21 protein-coding genes and 2 tRNA genes are annotated in these 24,295 nt (G+C 72.4%); 17 read left to right on the top strand and 6 right to left on the bottom strand.

The window, feature by feature from the left end; genetic code table 11:
* The first annotated feature begins 14 nt into the window (after positions 1-14).
* From AC3X7Z_RS02105 to ettA, 3 genes are all read left to right on the top strand, one after another.
* Positions 15-1,670, top strand: a complete 1,656-nt coding sequence (locus AC3X7Z_RS02105; RefSeq protein ID WP_489974848.1) for a YfjP family GTPase — start codon at positions 15-17, stop codon at positions 1,668-1,670.
* Positions 1,671-1,816: 146 nt separating this feature from the next.
* Positions 1,817-2,290 (top strand): single-stranded DNA-binding protein, encoded by a 474-nt coding sequence (locus AC3X7Z_RS02100; RefSeq protein WP_489974847.1) that lies wholly within the window; start codon positions 1,817-1,819, stop codon positions 2,288-2,290.
* A gap of 63 nt (positions 2,291-2,353) precedes the next feature.
* Positions 2,354-4,036 carry an energy-dependent translational throttle protein EttA gene (ettA, locus tag AC3X7Z_RS02095; protein ID WP_186340764.1) on the top strand — a complete coding sequence of 561 codons (1,683 nt, stop codon included), beginning with the start codon at positions 2,354-2,356 and terminating at the stop codon, positions 4,034-4,036.
* 90 nt (positions 4,037-4,126) lie between these two features.
* On the opposite strand, the gene AC3X7Z_RS02090 is transcribed toward ettA, so the two are convergent.
* Entirely contained in the window at positions 4,127-4,621 is a 495-nt protein-coding gene (locus AC3X7Z_RS02090; protein ID WP_186340765.1) for a MarR family winged helix-turn-helix transcriptional regulator, read from the bottom strand.
* Positions 4,622-4,656: 35 nt separating this feature from the next.
* Positions 4,657-5,871 (bottom strand): acetyl-CoA C-acetyltransferase, encoded by a 1,215-nt coding sequence (locus AC3X7Z_RS02085; RefSeq protein ID WP_489974846.1) that lies wholly within the window; start codon positions 5,869-5,871, stop codon positions 4,657-4,659.
* 119 nt (positions 5,872-5,990) lie between these two features.
* Here AC3X7Z_RS02085 and AC3X7Z_RS02080 point away from each other — a divergent pair, with 119 nt between their 5' ends.
* Positions 5,991-6,851, top strand: a complete 861-nt coding sequence (locus tag AC3X7Z_RS02080; RefSeq protein WP_489974845.1) for an acyl-CoA thioesterase — start codon at positions 5,991-5,993, stop codon at positions 6,849-6,851.
* Here AC3X7Z_RS02080 and AC3X7Z_RS02075 read toward each other — a convergent pair.
* Together AC3X7Z_RS02075 and AC3X7Z_RS02070 are read right to left on the bottom strand one after the other, a co-directional pair.
* Positions 6,835-7,212: a globin gene (locus AC3X7Z_RS02075; RefSeq protein ID WP_186340768.1), complete on the bottom strand. Its 378-nt coding sequence runs from the start codon at positions 7,210-7,212 to the stop codon at positions 6,835-6,837. The two genes, AC3X7Z_RS02080 and AC3X7Z_RS02075, sit on opposite strands and share 17 nt — an antisense overlap.
* A gap of 31 nt (positions 7,213-7,243) precedes the next feature.
* Entirely contained in the window at positions 7,244-8,365 is a 1,122-nt protein-coding gene (locus AC3X7Z_RS02070; protein WP_241005158.1) for a mechanosensitive ion channel family protein, read from the bottom strand.
* Positions 8,366-8,396: 31 nt separating this feature from the next.
* Here AC3X7Z_RS02070 and AC3X7Z_RS02065 point away from each other — a divergent pair, with 31 nt between their 5' ends.
* Positions 8,397-8,786, top strand: coding sequence for a hypothetical protein (locus AC3X7Z_RS02065; RefSeq protein ID WP_186340769.1), 390 nt, complete (start codon positions 8,397-8,399; stop codon positions 8,784-8,786).
* Complete coding sequence (locus AC3X7Z_RS02060) at positions 8,773-9,156, top strand: DUF5130 family protein (RefSeq protein ID WP_186340770.1); 384 nt, start codon at positions 8,773-8,775, stop codon at positions 9,154-9,156. The genes AC3X7Z_RS02065 and AC3X7Z_RS02060 overlap by 14 nt, the downstream gene beginning before the upstream one ends.
* Positions 9,157-9,385: 229 nt before the next feature.
* Here AC3X7Z_RS02060 and pepN read toward each other — a convergent pair whose 3' ends face one another.
* Positions 9,386-11,953: an aminopeptidase N gene (gene pepN / locus AC3X7Z_RS02055; RefSeq protein WP_186340771.1), complete on the bottom strand. Its 2,568-nt coding sequence runs from the start codon at positions 11,951-11,953 to the stop codon at positions 9,386-9,388.
* 133 nt (positions 11,954-12,086) lie between these two features.
* Between pepN and AC3X7Z_RS02050 the strand changes: the two genes are divergently transcribed.
* The 11 genes from AC3X7Z_RS02050 (at position 12,087) to AC3X7Z_RS02000 (ending at position 22,231) form a co-directional block, all read left to right on the top strand.
* Positions 12,087-12,686 carry a mycothiol-dependent nitroreductase Rv2466c family protein gene (locus AC3X7Z_RS02050; RefSeq protein ID WP_489974844.1) on the top strand — a complete coding sequence of 200 codons (600 nt, stop codon included), beginning with the start codon at positions 12,087-12,089 and terminating at the stop codon, positions 12,684-12,686.
* 78 nt (positions 12,687-12,764) lie between these two features.
* Positions 12,765-14,567: a methionine--tRNA ligase gene (gene metG, locus AC3X7Z_RS02045; RefSeq protein ID WP_186340773.1), complete on the top strand. Its 1,803-nt coding sequence runs from the start codon at positions 12,765-12,767 to the stop codon at positions 14,565-14,567.
* 10 nt (positions 14,568-14,577) lie between these two features.
* Complete coding sequence (locus AC3X7Z_RS02040) at positions 14,578-15,153, top strand: LURP-one-related family protein (protein WP_241005157.1); 576 nt, start codon at positions 14,578-14,580, stop codon at positions 15,151-15,153.
* Between the two features lie 44 nt (positions 15,154-15,197).
* Positions 15,198-16,067 carry an alpha/beta hydrolase gene (locus tag AC3X7Z_RS02035; protein WP_489975375.1) on the top strand — a complete coding sequence of 290 codons (870 nt, stop codon included), beginning with the start codon at positions 15,198-15,200 and terminating at the stop codon, positions 16,065-16,067.
* A gap of 70 nt (positions 16,068-16,137) precedes the next feature.
* Positions 16,138-16,671, top strand: a complete 534-nt coding sequence (locus tag AC3X7Z_RS02030; protein ID WP_489974843.1) for a ribose-5-phosphate isomerase — start codon at positions 16,138-16,140, stop codon at positions 16,669-16,671.
* Positions 16,664-17,599, top strand: coding sequence for an Fpg/Nei family DNA glycosylase (locus AC3X7Z_RS02025; RefSeq protein WP_489974842.1), 936 nt, complete (start codon positions 16,664-16,666; stop codon positions 17,597-17,599). Before AC3X7Z_RS02030 ends, AC3X7Z_RS02025 begins: the two co-directional genes overlap by 8 nt.
* Complete coding sequence (locus tag AC3X7Z_RS02020; RefSeq protein WP_489974841.1) at positions 17,596-18,651, top strand: PP2C family protein-serine/threonine phosphatase; 1,056 nt, start codon at positions 17,596-17,598, stop codon at positions 18,649-18,651. Before AC3X7Z_RS02025 ends, AC3X7Z_RS02020 begins: the two co-directional genes overlap by 4 nt.
* A 93-nt stretch (positions 18,652-18,744) precedes the next feature.
* Positions 18,745-18,818: transfer RNA gene (locus tag AC3X7Z_RS02015), tRNA-Gly, on the top strand.
* A 46-nt stretch (positions 18,819-18,864) separates the two neighbouring features.
* Positions 18,865-18,937 (top strand) — tRNA-Pro (locus AC3X7Z_RS02010).
* A 129-nt stretch (positions 18,938-19,066) separates the two neighbouring features.
* Complete coding sequence (tig, locus tag AC3X7Z_RS02005) at positions 19,067-20,485, top strand: trigger factor (RefSeq protein WP_489974840.1); 1,419 nt, start codon at positions 19,067-19,069, stop codon at positions 20,483-20,485.
* Between the two features lie 138 nt (positions 20,486-20,623).
* The gene (locus AC3X7Z_RS02000) at positions 20,624-22,231 is read left to right on the top strand and encodes a serine/threonine-protein kinase (RefSeq protein WP_489974839.1); all 1,608 of its coding nucleotides are present in this window, start codon (positions 20,624-20,626) and stop codon (positions 22,229-22,231) included.
* Here the strand turns inward: AC3X7Z_RS02000 and AC3X7Z_RS01995 are convergent.
* On the bottom strand, positions 22,218-24,275 hold the full coding sequence (locus tag AC3X7Z_RS01995; protein ID WP_489974838.1) for a transglutaminase TgpA family protein: 2,058 nt from the start codon (positions 24,273-24,275) through the stop codon (positions 22,218-22,220). The genes AC3X7Z_RS02000 and AC3X7Z_RS01995 overlap by 14 nt on opposite strands.
* Positions 24,276-24,295 lie beyond the last annotated feature (20 nt).

Here is a 24,295-nt window from a genome sequence, read left to right as displayed (position 1 = left end):
ACCGTGAGGGAGACATGACGTCGTTGCTCGAAGGGGCCAAGAAGCTGGTCACCAGGAGCTCTGACATCGGCGCACGCGTCGACGGACTCGAGCGCGCAGCCGAGGCGGCCCGCGGCCGGGTCGACGACGACGTCGTCGACGACGCCACCGCGGTCGCCGCGCGCGCCGCGAGCCGGCTCAAGCTGTCGGCCGACCACACGGTCGTCGCGCTGGGCGGCGCCACCGGCTCGGGCAAGTCCTCGACGTTCAACGCCCTCAGCGGGCTCGAGCTCGCCGCGGTCGGCGTACGCCGTCCCACCACGTCGTGGGCCACTGCCGTCGTGTGGGGCAAGGAGGGCGCCGAGGAGCTGCTGGAGTGGCTCGGCATCCCGCCGCGCCACCAGGTCACCCGCGACTCGATGCTCTCCCAGGGCGAGGAGGACGCCGAGATGCGCGGTGTCGTGCTGCTCGACCTGCCCGACCACGACTCCACCGAGGTCTCCCACCACCTCGAGGTCGAGCGGCTGGTGCAGCTCGCCGACATGCTGGTCTGGGTGCTCGACCCGCAGAAGTACGCCGACGCCGCCATCCACGACCGCTTCCTCAAGCCCCTCGCCGGCCACCAGGACGTGATGCTGGTCGTCCTCAACCACATCGACACCGTGCCCGAGGACCGTCGTGCCGGCATGGTCGACGACGTGCGGCGCCTGCTGGAGGCCGACGGCCTCTCCGGCGTCCCGGTGCTGCCCGTCAGTGCCCGCCAGGGCTGGGGCATCGAGGAGCTCCGCGGCATGATCGCCAAGCGGGTGGCGGAGAAGAAGCTCACCCGGGCGCGGCTCGAGGCCGACGTCCGCTCGGCCGCCCAGCGCCTCGAGGAGGCCACCGGCACGGGCAAGGTGCCGTCGCTGTCCAAGGAGCGGGTCGCGGCGCTCGACGACGCGTTCGCCGACGCGGCCGGCGTCCCGACCGTGGTCAAGGCCGTGGCCGACTCCACCCGCATCCGCGCCAACCGGGCGACCGGCTGGCCGGTCACGGCGTGGTTCTCGCGCCTCAAGCCCGACCCCCTCAAGCGCCTCCACCTCGACCTCGGCGCGGCCGGCAAGGAGCTCACCGGCACCGCACGCACCTCCGTCCCGAAGGCGACCGGGGTGCAGCGTGCCCGGATCGACACCGAGGTGCGCGCGCTGGCCGACCAGGTGGGTGAGGGCATGGCGCCGCCGTGGGCCGCGGCCGTGCGCGCGGCGTCGGTGTCGCGCCTGCCCGACCTCGGCGACCGCCTCGACCGCGCCGTGGCCGGCGTCGACCTCGGCGCCGCCAGGATCCCGGCGTGGGCCGGGCTGGTGCGCGTCCTGCAGTACGTCCTGATCCTCGCCGCGATCGTCGGAGCCGGCTGGCTCGCCCTGCTCGCGCTCGGGTCCTACGCCCGGCTGCCCGAGCCGCCCACGCCGGAGGTCGGCGCCTTCCCGCTGCCCACCCTGCTGCTGCTCGGCGGGATCGGGCTGGGCCTGCTCCTCGCCCTCGTGTGCCGCTGGCTGGTGGCCGCGACCGCGCGCAAGCGGGCGCGCACGGCCGACAAGCGGCTGCGCGATGCGATCTCGGAGGTGTCCGCCGAGCTGGTCGTCGCCCCGATCGAGGCCGAGCTGGCCTGCTACGCGACCGTCCGCGAGGGCCTCGCCGCCGCCCTGCGCTGACCACTCGCGGGCCGGAGAACGTCCCCAGGCCGCGCCGACGGCGGGTTGTCCCCAGCCTCGCGCCGGGGCGGCCCGTCCTGTCGGCCGGGGCGGCGAGCCTTGGGTGATCGCGGCGGGAGGGCCGTCGCCCGAGCCAGGAGGCACCGATGTACGACACCCAGATCACCCTGACCGGCCGGGTCGGCGGCGACGTGACGCTGCGCGAGATCGCCGACGGTCGCGCCGTCGCGACGTTCCGTGTGGCGTGCAGGCCGAGCCGCTACCGAGACGGCGAGTGGGTCAACGGCGCCACGTCGTGGCACACCGTCAAGGCGTGGAACCGGCTGGCCCGCCACGCGGCCTCCTCGCTGCACAGCGGCGACCCGGTCGTCGTCCACGGGCGGCTGGTGGCCGACGTGTGGGAGCGTGACGGTGCGCCGCAGACCTCGTTCGAGGTGGTGGCCTCCGCCGTCGGCCACGACCTCTCCCAGGGCACGACCAGCTTCACCAAGGCGGCGCCGGCCGAGTCGCGAGACTCGGCGTCGCAGGTCGGCGGGGAGGCCGGGGAGCAGGCCATGCAGCAGGGCGGGCAGCAGGGCGGGCAGCAGGGCGGGGAGCAGGGCGGCCAGCAGGCCGCTTGACCGGGGGCCTTGCGCGTCGGTGCGATTGTCGGCCGGGGGTCGCTTCCCCGTAGGCTCGGCCGCATGGCTGAGTACGTCTTCACACTGCGCAATGTGCGCAAGGCCCACGGCGACAAGGTCGTCCTCGACAACGTCACCTTGTCGTTCCTCCACGGCGCCAAGATCGGAGTCGTCGGCCCCAACGGCACGGGCAAGTCCTCGCTGCTCAAGATCATGGCGGGGCTCGACCACGCCAACAACGGCGACGCCATCCTCGACCCCGAGGCGACGGTCGGGATGCTCCAGCAGGAGCCGCCGCTCACCGAGGGCAAGACCGTCCTGGAGAACGTGGAGGAGGCGGTCGGCGACCTCAAGGCGAAGATGAAGCGCCTCGAGGAGGCCTACATGGAGATGGGGGAGCCCGACGCCGACCAGGACGCCCTGATGAAGGAGACGGGCGACCTCCAGACCGAGCTCGACAACGCCGGCGCGTGGGACCTCGACAGCCGCCTCGACCAGGCCATGGACGCCCTGCGCTGCCCGCCGCCCGACGTCCTGGTCGACAACCTCTCCGGTGGTGAGCGCCGCCGGGTGGCGCTGTGCAAGCTGCTCCTGCAGCAGCCCGACCTGCTCCTGCTCGACGAGCCCACCAACCACCTCGACGCCGAGTCGGTGCAGTGGCTCGAGGGCCATCTCGCCTCCTACCCCGGCGCCGTCCTCGCCGTCACCCACGACCGCTACTTCCTCGACAACGTCGCGCAGTGGATCCTCGAGCTCGACCGCGGCAAGGCACACCCCTACGAGGGCAACTACTCCACCTACCTCGAGACCAAGAAGGACCGGCTCAAGGTCGAGGGCCAGAAGGACGCCAAGCGCGCCCGGATGCTGGAGAAGGAGCTGGAGTGGGTCCGCTCCAATCCCAAGGCCCGCCAGGCCAAGAGCAAGTCGCGTCTGGCCCGCTACGAGGAGATGGCGGCCGAGGCCGACCGGATGCGCAAGATCGACACCTCCGAGATCAACATCCCTGCCGGCCCGCGCCTGGGCGACATCGTGCTCGAGGCCGAGGGGCTCGGCAAGGGCTTCGACGACCGCACGCTGATCCACGACCTGTCCTTCAAGCTGCCCCGCGCGGGCATCGTCGGCGTCATCGGCCCCAACGGCGTCGGCAAGACCACGCTCTTCCGGATGATCACGGGCTCGGAGCAGCCGGACGAGGGCACCCTCACCGTCGGCCAGACGGTCAAGCTGTCCTACGTCGACCAGTCCCGCGGCGGCATCGACCCGCACAAGAACGTCTGGGAGGTCGTCTCCGACGGTCTCGACTTCATCAAGGTCGCCAACTTCGAGATGAATAGCCGCGCCTACGTCGCCTCCTTCGGCTTCAAGGGCCCCGACCAGCAGAAGAAGGCCGGCATCCTGTCGGGCGGCGAGCGCAACCGCCTCAACCTGGCGCTGACGCTGAAGATGGGCGGCAACCTGCTGCTCCTCGACGAGCCCACCAACGACCTCGACGTCGAGACCCTGTCGTCCCTCGAGGACGCGCTGCTCGACTTCCCGGGCTGCGCCGTGGTCACCTCCCACGACCGGTGGTTCCTCGACCGCGTGGCGACCCACATCCTGGCGTGGGAGGGCGACGACGAGGACCCGGCCAAGTGGTTCTGGTTCGAGGGCAACTTCGCATCCTACGAGCAGAACAAGGTCGAGCGGCTCGGCATCGAGGCGGCCCGTCCGCACCGCGTCACCCACCGCCGGCTCACCCGCGACTGACCGGCTCCGTCGGCCGGCGGCGCGCGACGCCCGCCGGCCGGCGACCCGGCGCGCGTTCGCCCGCCGTCCGGCGTGCGTACGGCGGAGTGGTCAGGCGGGCCGGATCTCCGACTCCGGGTGCCGGTTGACCAGGTGGTCGGCGACGCGGTTGAACACCCGCCCGACGGCGGCGAAGTCCTCTTCGGGCACCAGGTCGACGATGTTGCGCCGCACGCTCTCGACGTGGCACGGCGCCGCGCGCACCAGCAGCTCGTAGCCCTGGTCGGTCATGGTCGCCACCACCCCGCGCCCGTCCTCCGGGGTGGTGCCGCGGGTGACGTAGCCCGCGGCCTCCATCCGGGCGACGGTGTGCGTCACCCGGCTGCGCGAGTGGGCCATCGCGTCGGCGAGCTGGGCCATCCGCATCGCCCGCCCGGGGCGCTCGGAGAGCCGGACCAGCACCTCGTACTCGGTCAGCGACATGCCGAACTCGCGCCGCAGGTCGTCGTCGAGGCGCTCCTCGAGGAGCGTCATGCCCATCATCAGGGCGCGCCAGGAGTGCTGCTGGTCGTCGTCGAGCCAGCGCGGCTCCCCCGTCGTGGTCATGGGGCCAGCGTAGTGCTGGCGGGGGCGGGACTTCCTCAGGAGAGCCGCTCGAGGATCATCGCCATGCCCTGGCCGCCGCCGACGCACATGGTGATCAGGCCGGTGGACTTGTCGTGCCAGTCGAGGCTGTTGAGCATGGTGTTCTGCAGGCGGGCGCCGGTCATGCCGAAGGGGTGGCCGACCGCGATCGCGCCGCCGTTGACGTTGAGGCGGTCGAGGTCGATGCCGAGGTCCTGGTAGGACGGGACGACCTGGGCGGCGAAGGCCTCGTTGATCTCGACGAGGTCGATGTCGCCGATGCTCATGCCGGCGTGCTTGAGGGCGTTCTTCGTGGCCTCGACGGGGCCGAGGCCCATGATCTCGGGGGACAGGCCCGAGACGCCGGTCGACACGATGCGCGCCAGCGGCGTCAGGCCGAGCTCGGCGGCCTTGGTGTCGGACATGACGACCACCGCGGCGGCGCCGTCGTTGAGCGCGCAGCAGTTGCCGGCGGTGACCACGCCGTCGGGGCGGAAGACCGGGTCGAGGGCGGCGATGGCCTCGTAGGTCACCCCGGCGCGGGGGCCGTCGTCCTTGCTGACCACGGTGCCATCGGGCGTGGTGACGGGGGTGATCTCGCGCTCCCAGAAGCCGTCGGCGATCGCCTTCTCGGCGAGGTTCTGCGAGCGGACGGCGAACTCGTCGAGCTCCTTGCGGTCGAGGCCGCGCAGCCGGGCGACGTTCTCGGCCGTCTGGCCCATCGCGATGTAGATGTCGGGCAGCTCGCCGTCCTCGCGCGGGTCGTGCCAGTCGCGCCCGCCCTTCGCGTACTCGGCGGTGCGTGCGGCGGCGTCCTCGAAGCGCGGGTTGCGCGTGTCGGGGATGTGGTCGGAGGTGCCCTTGGCGAAGCGGGACACGGTCTCCACGCCGGCGGAGACGAAGATGTCGCCCTCGCCGGCCTTGATCGCGTGGAACGCCATCCGGGTGGTCTGCACCGACGACGAGCAGTAGCGGGTCACGGTCGCGCCGGGGACCTCGAGGCCGAGCAGCGTGGTGACCACCCGCGCCATGTTGTTGCCCGACTCGCCACCGGGGAGCCCGCAGCCGAGGAGCAGGTCCTCGATCGCGGCGGGGTCGAGCGCCGGGATCTTCTCCAGGGCGGCCTGCACCACGAGGGCGGTGAGGTCGTCGGGGCGGAAGTCCTTGAGCGAGCCCTTGTTGGCGCGTCCGATGGGGGAGCGGGCTGCGGAAACGATCACTGCCTCGGGCATGGAGGACTCCGGTGGCTCGGTGGGTGGTGGGAGGTCGTGCGGGTGTGCCATCGCACCTTAGTGCGGCACGGGGCGCCAGGTCGGCGCAGGGTGGGGTCGTCGTCTGCGACGATCGGCACGTGCGTCATCTCTATCGCTGCCCCCTGAGGTGGGCCGACCTCGACCTGCTCGGCCACGTCAACAACGTCACCTACGTCGACTACCTCCAGGAGGCGCGGGTCGACATGTTCCGCACCCACGCCCCTGCGAGCCGGGCCGACGACCTGGCCGAGGGGGTCGTGGTGGTGCGGCACGAGGTCACCTACCTCTCGTCGCTGACCTTCGGCTCCGAGCCGGTCTCGATCGAGTGCTGGGTGACCGAGATCCGCGCCGCGAGCTTCACGATGGCCTACGAGGTCTTCGAGGAGGACGCGTCGGGCGAGCGCACGGTCTACGTCCGCGCCCGGACCGTGCTCACGCCCTACGTCTTCTCCACCGAGCGACCGCGGCGCCTGCACGCCGAGGAGCGCGAGTCGCTGGGGCGGCTGCTCGAGCCGGACGAGCCCGTGCGTACGCCGAGGCTGCCCGACGTCGTCGACGTGCCCGGCGGGCGCTACTCGGTGCACCTCCGCTTCAGCGACGTCGACGTCTACGGCCACGTCAACAACGTCAAGTACTTCGAGTACTTCCAGGAGGCGCGGATCCAGCTCATGATGGCCAGCGGCGCCGAGCTGGGGCAAGGGCACCACCTCGTGGTCGCCCAGGTCGACGTCGACTACCGGCGCCCGATCCTGTTCCGCCCCGAGCCCTACGACTGCCGCACCTGGATCTCACGGATCGGCACCACGTCGGTCGTCTTCGACTCGGTGGTGCGCGACGGCGAGGAGGTGCTGGCCCGTGCGCGGGTGGTCGGGGTGTGCATGGACAGCGCCACCGGGCGTCCGGCGCCCGTGCCCGACGTGCTGCGCGACCTCGCGGGGGAGCTCAGTCCGGGGAGTTGACCATGAACTGCGCGGCGTGGGTGACGTAGTCCCAGAACCGCTCGTCCTGCTCGGGAGTGAGGCCGGCCTCGTCGAGACCGGCGCGGAAGTGCCGCAGCCAGTGCTGCGCCGACTCCGGCGTCACGCTGAACGGCGCGTGGCGCATCCTCAGCCGCGGGTGGCCGCGCGTGTCGCCGTACGTGGTGGGGCCGCCCCAGTACTGGATGAGGAACAGGGCGAACCGGTCCTCGGCGGGGCCGAGGTCCTCCTCGGGGTACATCGGGCGCAGGACCTCGTCGTCGGCGACGCCCTCGTAGAAGCGGTGCACGATCCGGCGGATCGTCTCCTCGCCGCCGATCTCGTCGTAGAAGGTCGTCGTCACGCGACCATCCTCCCGTGCCACCCCAGCCGCGTCAGGACGGGGTCTCCCCGGTGGGCGCGATCTCGGCCTCGGTCTGCGCCGGACCCCGCGCCGGCGGGTGCGCGTCGTCGGGAGCGGACGGGGCCTCGGGGCGCTGCTGGTCGCGGATCCACAGCACGCGCTGGGCGAACGGGATCTCGATGCCCTCCAGGTCGAACCGGGCCTTGATCCGCTGGCGCATCTCGCGGGCCACGGCCCACTGCTCCAGCGGCGCGGTCTTCAGGGCGACGCGCACCAGCACGCCGTCCGGGCCGAGCTCCTGCACGCCCCACACCGACGGCTCCTCGATGACCCGACCGGTGAAGTCCTCGTCCTGCCAGAGGTCGTGCGCGACGTCGGCCAGCACGCGCTGCACGCGGGCCAGGTCCTCGCCGTAGGCCACCCCGACGTCGAGCACGGTGCGTGCCCAGTTCTGGCTCATGTTGCCGACCCGGAGGATCTCGCCGTTGCGGACGTACCAGACGGTGCCGTTGACGTCGCGCAGCCGCGTCACGCGCAGGCCCACCGCCTCCACGGTGCCGGAGGCCTCACCCAGGTCGACCTCGTCGCCGACGCCGTACTGGTCCTCGAAGATCATGAAGATGCCCGACAGGAAGTCCTTGACCAGCGCCTGCGAGCCGAACCCGATGGCGACGCCGATGATGCCGGCGCTGGCGATCAGCGGGCCGATGTCGTAGCCGAGCTCGGCGATGACCATCAGTGAGACCACGGTGAGGACGACACCGGTGATGACGCTCTTGAGCAGCGAGCCCATCGTCGCCGCACGCTGCACCCGCCTGGTGTAGCCCGGGTCCTCACGCAGGTTGAGGGCCGCGCCCATGCGCCCGCCCGAGATGGCGCGGCTCAGGCGGTCGGGCAGCATCCCGTGCTCGGCCCTGCGGACGATCCGGTCGACGAGCCGGTGGAGCGCCCACCGCACCACGAGCCCGATGATCACCAGGCCGGCCAGGGCCAGCGGCTTGCCGACGATCCAGTCGACCACCGTGGACAGCGACGCGTCGCTGGTGCGCTCCCAGGTCCAGTCGCACAGCCGCGCGTCGGCGTCGCAGGGGTTGGTCTCGCTCCCGGAGGCCTCGGTCATGAGCATGATCGGGGTGGTGAGGGGGTGAGGCATGCCCGCCAGTATGGGCGATACGCTGTGACCCGTGACCACGCACGTCAGCCCGTCCCGCTCACCCCGACGCGCCCGCGCCCGCTGGGGCGGCCGTGCCGCAGCCCTCGCCGGGGGCACGGCCCTCGCCCTGCTTGCCGCGCCGGCCCACGCCGACGTCCCCGAGGGCTGGGGTGGCCAGACCGAGCGCCTCCAGCTCGACTCGCTGCACTCCCTGGCGCTGTTCGTCGGATTCCCGCTCCTGGCCTTCGTGGTGATCGCGGTCGCGGTCTACCTACCGCCGATGATCCGCGGCGAGCGGCTCCTGCCCGACCACTCGGCCGGTGAGCCCCAGTGGATCGGCGGTCCGCGACAGGGCGTCGCCGAGCTCCCCGCCCCCGACGGCGAGGACTCCCGAGCAGGTGGCGCAAGTGGCCGCTGGTGAGGCCCTGAGCGACACCGACCGGCTGGCCCTCGACAAGTCCATCCGGCTCGCCGAGCAGGCCTCCCGCTTCGAGTTCTCCGTCTACGTCGGCCCGGTCGAGGGCGACGACGCCCGCACCTGGGCCACCCGCCTGCACAACCGCCTGGTGGTCCCGGCGCGCAGCGTGCTGATCCTCGTCGACCCCCGCCGTCGGGTGGTCGAGGTCGTCACCGGCGGCGACGTACGCCGCGTCCTGACCGACGCCGAGGTCGAGCGCGCCGTCGAGGCCATGACGTCGGACTTCGCCGCCGGCCACCTGCTCGCCGGCCTCCAGCGGGGCATCGCCCTGCTGGCCGAGCGCACCCAGCCCCAGGGCTCCCCCCAGGCCTGAGCCGAGGCGGCTCGTCCTGACGCCGAAGTCGGGTCGAGTCGGCTCGTCCTGACTCCGAAACAGCGCCGAGTCGGCGCGTCCTGACCTCGATGATGTCAGGACGCGCCGCCTCGACCCTGGTGGGGTGTCAGGACGCGCCGACTCGACCCTGGTGGGGTGTCAGGACGCGCCGACTCGACTGCCGACTCGACTGCTGCCTCGACTGCTGCCTCGACTGCTGCCTCGACTGCTACCGGGCGTCGCACTCCTGCGCGGCCAGGGCGCGGGCGATCTCGGCGCGCGCCTCGCCGACGTAGCGCTGCGCCTGCTTGGGCGCCGAGCCGTCGGCCAGCCACTCGTCGAGCCGCGCGAGGGTGGCGGCGGAGCCGAGAGGGCGCGGGAAGCCGTACTCGAGGATCGTCGAGGCCTTGTGGAAGCCCAGCGTGTCGACGAGCGTCTGCGACGCGGTGAGGAACTTCTCGAGGTAGGGCTCGAGCACGTCCTCCTGCCCGAAGCGGAAGATCGAGAACGCGATCTCGCGCGAGGTCTCGTTGGGCGTCGACGGGTCGAGCAGCGCGTCCCAGGCCGCGGCCTTGGCCTCCGCGGTCGGCTGGGCGGCCCGGGCGGCGGCCGCCTGCTCCTTGCCCGAGATGGTCCGGTCGACCTCGAGCTCGGCGTCGATCTCCGCGTCGCCGAAACGACCCTGCTTGGCCAGCGCGGTGATGAGCACCCACCGCATGTCCTGGTCGATCGCCAGCCCCTCGACCTCGAACGACCCGTCGAGCAGGCCGATGAGGTCGTCGAGCGCCGCGTCGCTGTGGGCGGCCCCGGCGTAGGAGCGGGCGAAGGTGAGCTGGTGGTCGCTGCCGGGCTCGGCCGCGAGCAGCAGCTCGCGCAGGCCGGTCTCCCACTGCGCCCTGAGCTCGGGTCGGTGCGCGGGGTCGGAGTAGAAGTTGACGGCGAGCGCGGTCGACGCCGGGATCCGGGTCACCGCCCACGCGTCGCTCTCCTGGCCGATGTTGGCGAGCACCAGGTCGACCCAGTCGCGGGTGCGCATCTCGGCGTCACGCGTCATGTCCCACGCCGCACCCCACACGAGCGCGCGGGGCAGCGAGTCCTCGAACGTCGACAGGGCCGAGATGGCGGTCGCGAGGGAGCGCTCGTCGAGGCGGATCTTGGCGTAGGCGTGGTCCTCGTCGTTGAGCAGCAGCAGCGCGGGCTGCCGCACGCCGACGAGCTCGGGGACGTCGGTGCTGGCGCCGTCGACGTCGATCTCGAGGTAGTCGCGACGCACGAGGCGCCCGGCGCCCTCCTCGTCGGTCACCGTGTCGTAGAGGCCGATGCCGAGGCGGTGCCGGCGCAGCGTCGGCCAGTCGGGGTGGGCCGACTGGGCGACGGCGAACGACGAGTAGGCGCCGTCGGCGTCGAGCTCGAAGACCGGCGCGAGCGTGTTGACGCCGGCCGTCTGGAGCCACTCCTGCGCCCAGCCCTGCAGCTCGCGGCCCGAGGACTTCTCGAGCGTGGCGAGCAGGTCCTTGAACTCCGGGTTGCCGTACTCCCACTCCTTGAAGTAGGACCGCAGGCCCTTCAGGAACGGCTCGATGCCGACCCACGCGACGAGCTGCTTGAGCACCGACGCGCCCTTGGCGTAGGTGATCATGTCGAAATTGACCTCGACCGCGTGCAGGTCGACGTTGTCGGCCGCGATCGGGTGGGTGGACGGCAGCTGGTCGGCGCGGTAGCCGGTCTGCTTGCGGGCGTTGGCGAAGCCGGTCCACGCGTCGGTGAACTCGGTGGCGTTGGCCTCGCACCAGTAGCAGGCCCACTCCGCGAACGACTCGTTGAGCCAGAGGTCGTCCCACCACTTCATGGTCACCAGGTCGCCGAACCACATGTGCGCCATCTCGTGGGTGATGACCGAGGCGCGGAACTCGAAGAACGAGCGGGGCTGGCGGCTGCGGGGGAGGTACTCGTCGCGCAGGGTCACGCAGCCGGCGTTCTCCATCGCTCCGGCGTTGTACTCCGGCACGTAGAGCTGGTCGTACTTGCCGAACGGGTAGGGGTAGTCGAACTGCTCCTCGAACCACTCGAAGCTCTGCTTGGTCAGCTTGACCAGCTCGGCGGTGTCCATGTGGTCCTTGAGCGACTGGCGGCAGTAGTGGCCCAGCGGGATGGTGCCGAACTTGCCCTCGTAGGTGTCGAACTCGCCGTGGTACTCGCCGGCGACGATCGCGGTGATGTAGGTCGACATCCGCTTGGTGGTGGGGAAGCGCCACAGCGAGGCGCCGTCGCCCGCCTCGACCGGCTCGGGGGTCGCGGCGTTGGACACCACGACCCAGTGCGAGGGGGCGGTGACGTTGAAGGTGAACACGGCCTTGAGGTCGGGCTGCTCGAAGGTGGTGAAGACGCGCCGGGCATCGGGCACCTCGAACTGGCTGTAGAGGTAGACCCGGTCGTCGGCGGGGTCGACGAAGCGGTGCAGCCCCTCGCCGGTGTTGGAGTAGGCGCAGTCGGCCGTCACCACCAGCGTGTTGCTCGCCTCGAGCCCGTCGAGCGCGATGCGGTGGTCGGCGTACGCGGTGGCCGGGTCGAGGCTGCGTCCGTTGAGCGTGATCTCGCGGACGCTGGGCGCGACGAGGTCGGCGAACGTGGCGGCTCCTGGCTCGCGGCAGGTGAACTCGAGCGTCGTGGTGGAGACGAAGGTGGTCTCCTCGGGCTGGGTGGCTGACGTGAGGTCCAGGTCGACGGTGTACGCCGTGACGTCCAGGAGGGCGGCGCGGGTGGCGGCCTCGTCCCGGGTGAGGTTGGTTCCAGGCATGCTCGCATCCTGCCACCGGGTGCATCGCCGGCCCATGCCGGAGGGGGCCGGTGGGCGGCCGGCGGGCGCCCGGTGGGCGGCCGGTGGGGGAGGGGTGGGGAATAGGTGGCCGTGGCGGGGTCTTGTGGTGGACATGGCTACCGCTGACCTCTGGTTCGACCCGCTCTGCCCGTTCGCCTGGATCACCTCGCGCTGGATCCGCGAGGTCGAGCAGGTGCGCGACATCGACGTGCAGTGGCACGTGATGTCGCTGGCCTACCTCAACAAGGACAAGGACATCCCCGACGAGTACCGGGAGATGCTGGCAGGCACCGAGAAGCCGGTGCGCGTCGCGATCAAGATCGCGCAGGAGCGTGACAACAAGGCGCTGGGCGACTGGTACACCGCGGTCGGCACCCGCCACCACAACCACGGCGAGGAGCTGACCAGGGAGACGGTCGCCGCGTCGCTGGCGGACGCGGGCCTGCCCGCCGACCTGATCGAGGCCTGGGACGACGCGTCGCTCGACGACGCGGTCGCGAAGAGCCACCACGAGGGAATGGACCCCGTCGGCGACGACGTCGGCACGCCCACCATCCACATCGACGGCTCGGCGTTCTTCGGCCCGGTCCTGTCCAAGATCCCCCGCGGCGAGGAGGCCGGCGAGCTCTGGGACGGCGCCGTGGCCGTCGCGAAGTTCCCCTACTTCTACGAGCTCAAGCGCTCGCGCACGGGCGACCTCGACTTCTCCTGACCCCGCGCTGCCGCCCGCCCGTGCCCGGGGACGCCACCGGGGCAGGGCGGGTGGCACCCGGTCACTAGGCTTGCGTCCATGACTCGTGTCCTGTCCGCCGTCGCCTGGCCCTACACCAACGGCCCGCGCCACATCGGCCACGTGGCCGGTTTCGGCGTGCCCTCCGACGTGTTCAGCCGCTACATGCGGATGGCGGGCCACGACGTGCTGATGGTGAGCGGCACCGACGAGCACGGCACGCCGATCCTGGTGCTCGCCGACAACGAGGGCCTGCCCGCCCGCGAGCTGGTCGACAAGTACAACCAGGTGATCGTCGACGACCTCTGCGGCCTCGGGCTGTCGTACGACCTCTTCACCCGCACCACCACCGGCAACCACTACGCGGTGGTGCAGGAGATGTTCGAGACGTGTCGCCGCAACGGCTACATGGTCGAGGAGACGACGAAGACCGCGATCAGCCCGTCCACGGGCCGCACGCTGCCCGACCGCTACATCGAGGGCACCTGCCCGATCTGCAAGTACGCCGAGGCGCGCGGCGACCAGTGCGACAACTGCGGCAACCAGCTCGACCCGACCGACCTCATCGACCCGCGCTCGAGGATCAACGGCGAGACCCCGGAGTTCCGCGACACCCAGCACTGGTTCCTCGACCTGCCGGCCCTCGCCGACGCGCTGGGGGCGTGGCTCGACGAGCGCGAGGCGACCGGCCTGTGGCGCCCCAACGTGATCAAGTTCAGCCAGAACATCCTCAAGGAGATCCGTCCGCGCGCGATGACCCGCGACATCGACTGGGGCATCCCGGTCCCGGGCTGGGAGGACCAGCCGACCAAGCGGCTCTACGTGTGGTTCGACGCGGTCATCGGCTACCTGTCGGCCTCCATCGAGTGGGCCCGTCGGCTGGGCGAGCCGGACAAGTGGCGCGAATGGTGGAACGACGCCGACGCCGAGTCCTACTACTTCATGGGCAAGGACAACATCGTCTTCCACTCCCAGATCTGGCCGGCCGAGCTGCTGGCCTACAACGGCGAGGGCGACAAGGGCGGCGAGCCCGGCGCGTACGGCACGCTCAACCTGCCGACCGAGGTGGTCTCCAGCGAGTTCCTGACCTTCGGCGACTCGCAGTTCTCGACCAGCCGCGGCAACGTCATCTACGTCGGCGACTTCCTCGCCCGCTACGGCCCCGACGCGCTGCGCTACTACATCTGCGCGGCCGGGCCGGAGACCTCCGACGCCGCCTTCACGTGGGCCGACTTCGTCACCCGCAACAACTCCGAGCTGGTCGCGGGCTGGGGCAACCTGGTCAACCGCACCGCCACGATGGTCGCCAAGAGCTTCGGCGAGATCCCGGCGGCGGGGCCGCTCGAGGAGGTCGACGAGCAGGTGCTCGCCACCGTGCGCGGGGGCTTCACGAGCGTCGGCGACCTGATCGAGAAGCACCGGCTGCGAGCCGCCGTCGCCGAGGCGATGCGGGTGGTCGGCGAGGTCAACAAGTACCTCACGGTCACCGAGCCCTACAAGATGAAGGACGAGTCCCAGCGCGAGCGCCTCGCGACGGTGCTGCACGTGGCCGCGCAGTGCGTGAGCGACTGCAACACGCTGCTGTCGCCGTTCCTGCCCCACGCGGCCAACAAGGTGCACGCGGTGCTGGGCGGCGAGGGCGAGCTGATGCCGATGCCGCGCATCGAGCAGGTCGAGGAGCTCGAGCCCGACAACGGCGCCGGCCACACGTCGTACACGATCATCACCGGCGACTACTCCGCGACGCCCGCGTGGGCGTCGCGCCCGGTGCCGGTGGGTGCGAAGGTGGCCAAGCCGACGCCGGTGTTCACCAAGCTCGACCCGTCGGTCGTCGAGGAGGAGCTCGCCCGGGTGGGTGGCTAGGCTCCGCCCCATGCCCGACACCGCCGAGATGTACCTGCCGCACTTCGTGGTCAGGCAGAAGCTGACCATGATGATCAACCGCTACGAGATCTCGGAGTCGGACGAGGCGGGCAACCCCACCCGGCTGATGGCGCTCGCCGAGCAGAAGCGGATGGCGTTCAAGGAGCAGGTCACCTTCTTCGCCGACGCGAGCAAGTCGCGTCCGGTCTTCGGCTTCAAGGCGCGCCGTGCGATCGACCTCAACGCCGGCTACGACATCACCGACGAGTCCGGGGCGCAGATCGGCTACTTCAAGAAGGAGTTCGGCGCGTCGCTGCTCCGCTCGACCTTCCTGGTCGAGGGGCCCGGCTACGCCGGCTCCGGTCGCGAGCGCAACCAGCTCGTCGCGCTGCTGCGCCGCTTCACCGACGTCGACTTCATCCCGGTCAACTTCGACTTCGTCGACACCACCGGCGCCCCGCTCTTCTCCGTCGAGCGCAGGATGTCGATCCGTGACCACTACCGCGTCACGGTGCCCGACCGGCGGGTCGACTTCCGGGTCGCGGCCGCGGTCGCCGTCGGCCTCGACGCACTGATGTCGCGCTGATCGAGCGCTGGACCCCGACTCCCACAGACCAGGAGGTCGTCGTGATGTATCCCGAGGTGCGCGCGGCACTCGCCGGGGACGACAGTCCCGACCTCCGCGCGCCCGGCTTCGACCTCGCCGCCCACCGCGAGGACGCACGCCGCGCCAGCCTCCTCGAGCCGCGCGAGGACGTCGCCGCGGTCGAAGAGGTCGACGCCGACGGGGTGCGCTGCCGCCTCTACACGCCCGCCGGCGCCCGGCCAGGCCTCGTCGTGCACGCCCACGGCGGCGGGTTCGTGCTCAACGACGTCGACGTCCACGACCCCATCTGCCGCCGCTTCGCCAACCGGCTGGGCCGCCCGGTGCTGAGCGTCGGCTACCGCCGCCCGCCGGAGCACCGGTTCCCCGCGGCGCCCAACGACCTCGACACCGTGGTCGGCTGGCTGCGGCGCGAGGGCCCGCCGGGCGCGTACGCCGCTCACGGCGACTCCGCGGGCGCCAACCTCGCCCTGGTCGCCGCCCTGCGCAACCCCGGCTTCTTCCGCGCCGTGGCGCTCGTCTACCCGTTCCTCGACCCGCGCCACGCGTTCGCGTCGTGGGAGCAGGGGCCGGAGGCGGGCTTCGACCCGGCCGAGGCGCGCTGGTACTGGGAGCAGTACGCCCGCAGCGAGGCCGACTACGACGACCCCGACCTCGCGCCGCTGCTCTCCGACCGGCTGCACACCCTGCCGCCCACGTTCGTCGCCACCGCCGAGGCCGACCCGCTGCGCGACGAGGGGGAGGAGCTGGCCCGGCGGGTCGCCGAGAGCGGCGTGGAGACCGTCGGCGTGCGCTATCTCGGCCAGACCCACGGGTTCTGGCGGCACGCGGGCTTCACGGCGTCCGAGCCCCTGGTGCGACAGGTCGCCGGCTGGCTCGACCAGCACCTCTCCTGAGGCGCGGGGAGCCCGCCCGCGACCTCGTGGGGGTGGTGTCGCGGCCCGGCTGCTCTGGGAGACTCCTCCCATGCGCGTACACCTGGGCTCCGACCACGCCGGACTCGAGCTGAAGGACCACCTGACCACCTGGCTGGTCGACCACGACTACGAGGTCGTCGACCACGGGCCGTTCGTCTACGACGCCCTCGACGACTACCCGTGCTTCTGCCTGCGGGCGGCCGAGGGCGTCGCCGCCGACCGCGCCGACGGCGTGGAGAGCATGGGCGTCGTGATCGGGGGCTCGGGCAACGGCGAGCAGATCGCGGCCAACAAGGTCGAGGGCATCCGGTGCGCCCTGGCCTGGTCGGAGGAGACCGCGGTGCTGGCGCGCGAGCACAACGACGCCAACGTCGTCTCCGTCGGCGGCCGGATGCACCCGGTCGACGAGATGACCCGCTTCGTCGAGATCTTCCTGACCACCCCCTTCTCGGGCGACGAGCGCCACGCGCGCCGCATCGGCCAGCTCACGACGTACGACGAGACGGGCGAGCTGCCGCCGCTGCCGGAGTCGGCCCTGCGCGGCACCGTCCCCGACTCCTCACCCGATCGCCCGGATGCCTGAGGGGCACACGCTCCGCAAGCTCGCCGACGACCTCACCGCGGCCTTCGCCGGACGGCGGGTGCGGGTCACGTCGCCGCAGGGACGGTTCGCGGCCGACGCGGCGCTGCTCGACGGGTCGCGGGTGATCGGCGCCGACTCCGCCGGCAAGCACCTGTTCCTCGAGCTCGAGGGCGAGCGCTTCGTGCACGTGCACCTCGGCCTGATCGGCCAGCTCGACGTGCACGCCGACATCGGGGGAGGGCTCGGGGCGGTCCCCGACCCGGTGGGCGCCGTCCGGCTGCGGCTGGTCACGCTCCCCGACGCCGCTGCCGGCGCCGAGTCCGGCGCCGGCCCGCGACCCCCGGCGTACGCCGACCTGCGCGGCGCGATCGTGTGCGACCTGGTGGGCCCCGCCCGCCGCGCCGAGGTGATCGAGCGCCTCGGCCCCGACCCGCTGCGTCCCGACGCCGACCCCGATCGCGCCTGGCGCCGCATCTCGGCGAGCCAGCGCCCCATCGGCGACCTGCTGATGGACCAGAAGGTGCTGGCAGGTGTCGGCAACGTCTACCGCGCCGAGGTCCTCTTCCGCCACCGCATCCACCCGCTCCGGCCCGGCAACACCCTGCGGGTCGGGCAGTGGCGCGCGATGTGGGACGACCTCGTCGAGCTCATGGCCGAGGGCGTGCGCACCGGCCGGATCGACACCGTGCGCCCCGAGCACACCCCCGAGGCGATGGGCCGCGAGCCCCGCAAGGACGACCACGGGGGCGAGGTCTACGTCTACCGCCGCACGTCGCTGCCGTGCCTGGTGTGCGGCACGCCCGTGCTTACGGGTGAGCTCGTCGGACGCAACACGTTCTGGTGCCCCCGATGCCAGCCGAAGTTCCGCTCGCGGGCCTTACGATCTCCCACCAAGGGGACTGGGAGATCAGGAGGGGCTCGTCGGTGAGTTCTCCATCGCTCAACGCCGCCGCCAGTCGGCTCGTCCCCCGCGGGTCGCGGATGCTCGTCCTGCTCGTCGTCGTCACGGTGCTCATCGGCCTGGTCATCTGGCGCTTCCACGAGAGCGTCCCGCTCGTCAGCCTGCTCGTCCCGCTGCTGGCCTCGAGCCTGGTGCTCGGCCCACGCCAGCTGCCGTGGTTCGTCGTGTTCGTCCTGCTGGTGCTCGCGCTCGTCGTGCCCAGCCAGGACCGGATCGACCTGCGCATCGTGCTCACCGTGGTCATCATGTTCGTCCTGGGCTTCGTGGTGCTGGCCTCGTCCCTGCGCCGCACGCGCCTGGGGGTGGCGGGCATCCAGGGCGAGACGATGTTCGTCGACCTGCGCGACCGGATCCTGCGGCAGGGCGGGATCCCCGACCTCCCCGCGCAGTGGTACGCCGCCAGCGAGCTGCGCTCGGCCGGTGGCACCCCCTTCGCGGGCGACTTCGTCGTCGCCTCGCGCATCGCGGAGCGCCTCGAGGTGGCGGTGGTCGACGTGTCGGGCAAGGGCCAGGGCGCCGGCACCCGCGCGCTGCTGCTCTGCGGTGCCCTGGGCGGGCTGCTCAGCGCACTCCCGCCCAGCGAGTTCCTCGACAGCGCCAACCGGTTCCTGCTCCAGCAGGACTGGGACGAGGGGTTCGCGACGGCCATCCACCTCTCGCTCGACCTGACGACCGGCCGCTACGACATCCGCAGCGCCGGGCATCCGCCTGCCGCACTGCGCCATGCCGGGTCCGGACGCTGGGAGGTGCTGGAGTCGGAGGGCCCGATCCTCGGGCTGATCGACGACGCGACCTTCCCCGCCGTCTCCGGGGTGATGCGCCACGGCGACGCGCTGCTGCTCTACACCGACGGGATGGTCGAGACCCGCAACCGCGACATCGCCCTGGGCATCGACCGGATGCTCGGCCAGGCCGAGCGGCTGCTGCGCGGCCAGTTCGAGGGCGGCGCCAAGCGGCTCGTCGAGGCGCTCGGCTCCCGCAACGACGACCGCGCGCTGCTGCTGGTGCACCGGCGCTGACGCCGGTGTGGCCCCGCGAGCCGGTTGGGGTGCCGGACCGCGGGTGTGGCACCATGACTCCCGCACCGGCGGCGAGGACGCCGTCGGACGCGCGCGGATGTAGCTCAATGGTAGAGCCCCAGTCTTCCAAACTGGCTACGCGGGTTCGATTCCCGTCATCCGCTCCAAGCAGGCCGCGGCGCCTCCGTCAGGAGCGTTCCGGGGTCGGTTTGGCGGGGCGTAGCGTAGTGGCTAGCGCGCCTGCTTTGGGAGCAGGAGATCGCAGGTTCGAGTCCTGTCGCCCCGACCGCTGGTGGCTGATTCGGCCTGCGCCCGCTGCGCCGATAGACTTCCATGGTTTGCGGACGCCTCTTCCCCGCGGTTCCCCCGGCTCGTCCGCATGCGTACCCATGACCTTCAGCATCAGGAGACATTTGTGAAGAGCGCCGTCGAGACCTTGAGCCCCACCCGGGCCAAGCTGACCGTCGAGGTGCCCTTCGAGGAGCTCAAGCCGAGCCTCGACGCGGCGTACCAGAAGATCGCGAAGCAGATCAACGTCCCCGGCTTCCGCCGCGGCAAGGTCCCGCCGGCGGTCATCGACCGCCAGATCGGCCGTGGCCCGGTCCTCGACGAGGCCATCAACGCCGTGGTCCCGCAGCAGTACATGGCCGCGCTGCAGGAGCACGACCTCGAGCCGCTGGCCCAGCCGGAGATCGAGGTGACGAAGTTCGAGGACAACGAGTCCCTCGAGTTCACCGCCGAGGTCGACGTCAAGCCCGACTTCGAGCTCCCCGACTACGAGGGCCTCGAGGCCAGCGTGGAGGACGTCGAGATCACCGACGCCGACGTCGACGAGCAGGTCGAGGCGCTGCGTGAGCGCTTCGGCACCCTCGTCCCGGTCGAGCGCGCGGCCGCCGAGGGCGACTTCGTGACCATCGACCTGGTCGCGGCCCGCGACGGCGAGACCGTCGAGGGTGGCGAGGTCACCGGGATGTCCTACAAGGTCGGCCGCGGCGGCATGATCGACGGCCTCGACGAGGCCCTGGCCGGCCTGTCCGCCGGCGAGGAGAAGACCTTCGACTCCGAGCTGGTCGGTGGCGACCTGGTCGGCGAGCCGGTCCAGGTCACCGTCAAGGTCTCGGCCGTGCAGGAGCAGCAGCTCCCCGAGTACGACGACGAGTTCGCCCAGCTGGCCTCCGAGTTCGACACCGTCGACGAGCTCACCGCCGACGTGCGCGAGCGCCTCGGCCGCGGCAAGCGCCTCGAGCAGGCCGCCGCCGCCCGCGACGCGGTCCTCGAGGCCCTCCTCGAGAAGGTCTCGGTCCCGCTGCCCGAGGTGATGGTCACCGACGAGCTCAACGCGCGCCGCCAGAACATCGAGCAGCAGCTCGCCATGGCCGGCATCGCGATGGAGAAGTACCTCGAGGACGAGGGCCAGACCCAGGAGGAGTTCGAGGCCGACCTCGAGCGCCGGGTCCGCGACGCCGTCGCCGCCCAGTTCGTCCTCGACAAGATCGCCAAGAAGGAGGAGTTCGGCATCGACCAGGCCGAGCTCTCCGAGCACCTCGTGCGGCGTGCCCAGCAGTCCGGACAGGACCCGCAGGAGTTCGCCAACCACATGTTCGAGCACAACCACATCCCCGAGCTCGTGCAGGAGATCCTGCGCGGCAAGGCGCTGGCCACCATCGTGGAGGCCGCCACCGTCAAGGACGCCTCGGGCAACGTGGTCGAGCTCAAGAACCTGCGCCCCGACGGCACCATCGGCGAGCCCGTCGAGGAGACGGCCGCCGAGAGCACCGAGGACTCCGCGGCGGAGAGCACCGACGAGAGCACCGACGAGTCCGGCAAGGCCTGACCCGCCCGGCTCCCGCGACCGGCGTCCACCCTCGGGTGGGCGCCGGTCCGCATTTCCGGCTCCACCGCGGACCCCGGCGGACCCGCTCGTGTCCGGGTACGATCGCCGCTGTCCGACGGGGCGTACAGGGGGGCACGGATGGTCGACAGCGCGAGCGAGCACCACGCGTGGCGCCCGCCTGCCGACGGACCGCCGCCGACCGAGGCCCTCGCGGGCTACACCGACCTCGTGGTGGTCGGGCGCGGCGGGGAGTCGGTCGTCTACCGGGCCCGCGAGCCGCGTCTGGGCCGTGACGTCGCGGTCAAGGTGCTGCTGGTCGACGACGCCGAGAGCTCGGCCCGGTTCGCCCGTGAGATCGAGATCACCGTCGGCCTGGGCCGCCAGCACCCCAACATCGTCACGGTGCTCGACACCGGCACGACGGAGTCCGGCCGACCCGCGATCGTGATGGAGTACTACGACGGCGGCACGCTCAACGACCGGCTCCGCGAGCAGGGGCCGTTCCCGCCCGAGGAGGTCGTGCGCATCGGCCTGGTGCTCTCCGACGCCCTCGCCTTCGCCCACGACCAGGGCTTCCTCCACCGCGACGTCAAGCCGCAGAACGTGCTCGTCCTGCCCACCTCGTGGGTGCTGGCCGACTTCGGGATCGCGCGCCTCGTCGACGCGGAGTACACCTCGTCGGTCGAGGCGTTCACCTACCGCCACGCCTCGCCGCAGATCCTCGACGGCCACCCTCCGACCCCCGCCGACGACATCTGGTCGCTCGGGTCCACCCTCTACACCCTCCTCGAGGGGCGCGCGCCGTTCGCCAGCGACGACCCCGACGACGACTCCGCCCTGGCCTACCTGCGCCGGGCCCGCACCGAGCCGCACCGGCCGTTCTCGACCGACGCCGGTGCCCTCGGTGAGGTGATCAGCCGGTGCCTGGTCAAGGACGTGACGCAGCGGTGGGCCAGCGTCAAGGACGTCCACCACGCCCTGCTCCGGATGCGCCACGGCGCCTGGGAGCCGGGCGCTGCCTGGCCCGTTCCAGCGCCCGTCCCCGGGCCCATCGGGCAGCTGGCCGCGCCGCCACTCCCGGAGGCGACGCGTCGCCGTGGCGCCGACGACCCGGCCCCGCTCGCGCCGCGGCCCGCGGTGCCTGTCGGACGGAGCGTCGAGGCGGACGGTGCTCCGCCCGCGCATCCGCCGGCGCCGCACGAGCACACCCACCTCCGCCCCCGCCCCGACGACGAGCCCGACCCCGGCGGTTCGCTCGACGGCGGTGACGCCCGGCCGCCCCGGCGGCGTCGCGCCGTCGCGCTGCTGGGGGTGCTCGCGCTGGTCGTGGGATCAGCCCTCGGCCTCGCCGGGGCACTGCTCCGCGACGACGACCTCGACGACCCCCAGGGGTCCTCGCAGGAGCAGGCGGGTCTCGGCACGACCGCAGCGGAGGAGGACGACCCGGGCCCGGTCGAGCAGCCCCAGAGCGCCTTCGACCCCGCGCTCGCCTTCCGCATCGAGGACCTGCGCGCCGATGCGGGGGAGGTCACCGTGGAGTGGAACGACCCGAGCGAGGGGATCGGCTGGTTCCACATCTCCCAGACCAGCCCCGAGGCGCGGCCGGTCCAGGAGTTCGACACCGGCGTGACCGAGGCGACGTTCACCCTGTCGCAGCCGCCCGGCCGGCCCTGCTTCGTGATGGTCCTGCACATGCCCGACGGCTCGCTCGGACGCTCCGACCAGCGGTGCGTCAGCCTCGGCTGAGGAAGACCGAGGGGTCGAAGGGCCACCACCAGCGACGCCAGCGGGGCACGGCGCGGCGCGCGGCCCGGCGTACGTCGCCCAGCGCCGGCCCCGGGTCGTCGGCGTCGGTGCCGGGCGGGGCGAAGGCTGCTCGCTGCGACGTGGCGGCGAGCACCTTGACCGCGTCGGTGCCGAGGCGCCGGCTCGCCATGGTCGCGACGTCGTCGGCGCTGTGGTGCGCCGTGACCGGGAGGCCGGCGAGGCGCAGCACGTCGCGCGCCTCGGCCCATGCTCCGCGCGGGCCGCGCCGCAGGTGTCGCCACGACCGGATCCGCCGGGCCGCGAGCAGGAGCGCCAGCAGCCCGGCCAGGCCGCCTGCGCCCGCTGCGGCCGGGACGGCCCACCCTCCCGGACCGCCGGGCCGCGACGGCGCCGCCTGGCCGGTGCCGTCGGCCTGGCCGGTGCCGGTCCCGGAGTCGTCCGGGGTGGCCCCGGGGCCCGGGTCGTCGCCGTCGCCGCGCTCGACGGTCTCCTCCTCCGGCCGCGGCGCCTCACGGGCGTCGGTGGGGGAGAACGGCACCCAGCCGAGGTCCTGGAAGAAGACCTCCGGCCAGGCGGTGGCGTGCCGACCGCGCACCGACCAGCCGTCCGTCGCCGATCGGCGGGTCTCCGGGTCGGGCCGGAAGCCCACCACCACCCGGGTCGGCAGCCCGTTGTGGCGCGCGAGCACCGCGAACGACGTCGCGAACTGCTCGGCCGTGCCGACACGGGCGCCGACGGTGCCCGGCTCGGCAAGCAGGAACGTGGTGATCCGCCACAGCTGCGACCCGGAGACCGCCGTGGGGGACAGCCGGGCCCGGTCGTGCAGCATCGTCTCGATCGCCACGGCGCGGTCGTAGGGAGTGACCGCACCCGCCACCGTCTGCTCGGCGAAGGTGCTCAGCTGCTGGGGCAGCGGCGGCAGCGCGAGGTAGGGCGCGAGCCCGCCGCCGGTGGGCACGGTCGCGCTCGCCAGCCGGGCGTCGTCGGGGTCGTCGGCGAGCCCGGTGACGGTGTAGGCGACTCCACGGGTGGTGGCGGCGTCGGTGCCACTGCGCACCAGGCCGTCGGAGCTCGTGAGCCACAGGTTGCCGGAGACCGGCTCGACCACGGCGTCGTCGGTCGACACCTCGGTCGGCCAGCCCGGGCTCGGCAGCCAGCGTTCCTCGATGTCGACCATCTCGACCCGGACCGTCGAGGCGCGGGTGCTGCTGCCGAGCAGCGGCGCGACGTCGTAGGTCTCGCCGACGGGCGAGTAGCGCGTGCCGGCGCTCCACTGCGCCCCGTCGTAGCGGTCGAGGGTGACCAGGCGGAGCGGCCCGACCGGTCCGGACACCTCGAGCAGCTCACGGTCGGGGTCGCTCGTCCACGCCCCGAGCTGGGCGAGGGGGTTGCTGGCGACCACGTCGACCGTCGGCGGGTCGACCAGGGTGCGGGGCTCGAAGGGCGCGGACCACCGCACGGTCGTCGAGGCCACCAGCAGGCCGGTGGCCGCCAGCGCCACGACCAGGGCGAGCGCGCTCCGCCGCCCAGTCCGGTGGCGGTGCTCGTCGAGCACGACCCAACCGAGCAGGGTGCACGCCACGAGCACCGAGGCCAGGAGTCCGCGGCGGTCACCCTCACCCGTGGTGAGCAGCGCCCCGGCGACGTAGAGAGCGAGCGCTCCCACGACCGGCGCGACCAGCCGGTGGGAGCTGAGCCGGATCGCGACCAGCAGCGACACCAGCGAGGTCAGCAGCAGCGGCCCCACGAGGACGTCGGCCCGGGCCGGGAGCGGCCGGGGGGTGGTGAGCAGGCGCGGCACGGCGTCGGTGACCGTGTCGGAGAACGCCGTCCCGGCGTCGGCGGCGAGGACGTAGGCCCCGAGCACCAGCAGCGACACCAGGACGGCCGCGCTCGCCCAGGGTGAGACGCCGAGGCGGACGACCGCCCGGCACACCGCCAGCGGCACCACCGCGGCGGCCGCCAGGGACAGCACGGGGAGCGGGCCGCTCCACGCCGTCGCGAGCGACAGGCTCCCGAGCACCAGGAGCGCGCCCGCCCACG

It is taken from the genome of Nocardioides sp. Z24_21 (assembly GCF_058134345.1).
This window is presented reverse-complemented; position numbering and strand designations above follow the sequence as displayed.